We start from the raw sequence: 1,008 nt of genomic DNA on the forward strand, positions 1-1,008 counted from the left end.
TAGGCACTGTTTCTCGGATCATGTTCTGAGCCAGATGACGAGTGCTGCGAGCGTGACGGTACCGAGGTAGATGTAGGCGCGTTTCTCGTAGCGGGTGGCGACGGCCCGGAAGCCCTTGAGGCGGTTGATGGTGCGTTCGACGGTGTTGCGCTTCTTGTAGCGCTCACTGTCGAAGCCGGTGGGGCGACCGCCTCGGGAGCCTCGGTTCTTGCGGTGTCTTTGCTGGTCAAGGCGTTCGGGAATCGTGTGCGGGATACCGCGTCGTCGCAGGTAGCGGCGGTTTCTGCGCGACGTGTACGCCTTGTCCGCCAAGACACGGTCAGGCCGGGTGCGAGGCCGGCCGACTCCGGCTCGGGGCACCGATACCTGCTCCAGGACCCGCTCGAGCTGGGGTCCGTCACCGTAGTGTCCGGGTGTCAGGACGAACGCGAGGGGCCGGCATCGCCCCTCGGCGGCAAGGTGGATCTTGGTGGTGAATCCGCCGCGGGAACGTCCCAGACACTCGCCGATCTGACCACCTCCTCCAGCCGGACGACCAGTTTCCGCAGTACCGGATCGACCTGGTTCGTCCCCCGCTCGGCCCCCTTTTGAGGAAGGGCGGCCGGAGGAGTCTTCCTCGCACCGGCGGCGTGCTGATGGGCTCGTACTGCTGTCGAGTCCACCGACACGTCCCAGTCGATACCGCCCGCCGCATCCTCGGCTGCCTGGATGCGGGACAGCAGCATCTGCCAGGTCCCATCACCTGACCAGCGGCGATGTCGTTTATAGACCGTCTCCCACGGCCCGAACCGCTCGGGCAGATCCCGCCACTGCACGCCGGTCCGCACACGGTAGAGAACCCCGTTGATCACCCGCCGGTGGTCACTCCACCGACCACCACGCGCACCAGCACGAGGCAAGAACGCCTCCAGCCGATCCCACTCCGCATTCGTCAGATCCCCACGACCCATGAAGCCAGCCTGACCCCAACACCCCACCCCCGTCAGGAGATCCGAGAAACAGTACCTA

1 protein-coding gene is annotated in these 1,008 nt (G+C 65.8%); it reads right to left on the minus strand.

The features are described 5' to 3' along the window. Positions 1-18: 18 nt before the first annotated feature. A protein-coding gene (locus OO67_RS37700; protein WP_417795819.1) for an IS5 family transposase occupies positions 19-950 on the minus strand; the annotation gives its coding sequence in 2 pieces (ribosomal slippage) (positions 19-549 and positions 552-950; 930 coding nt in all). Between the last annotated feature and the right edge of the window lie 58 nt (positions 951-1,008).

It is taken from the genome of Streptomyces atroolivaceus, from assembly GCF_000717025.1.
GTDB classification, from domain to species: Bacteria; Actinomycetota; Actinomycetes; order Streptomycetales; family Streptomycetaceae; genus Streptomyces; species Streptomyces atroolivaceus.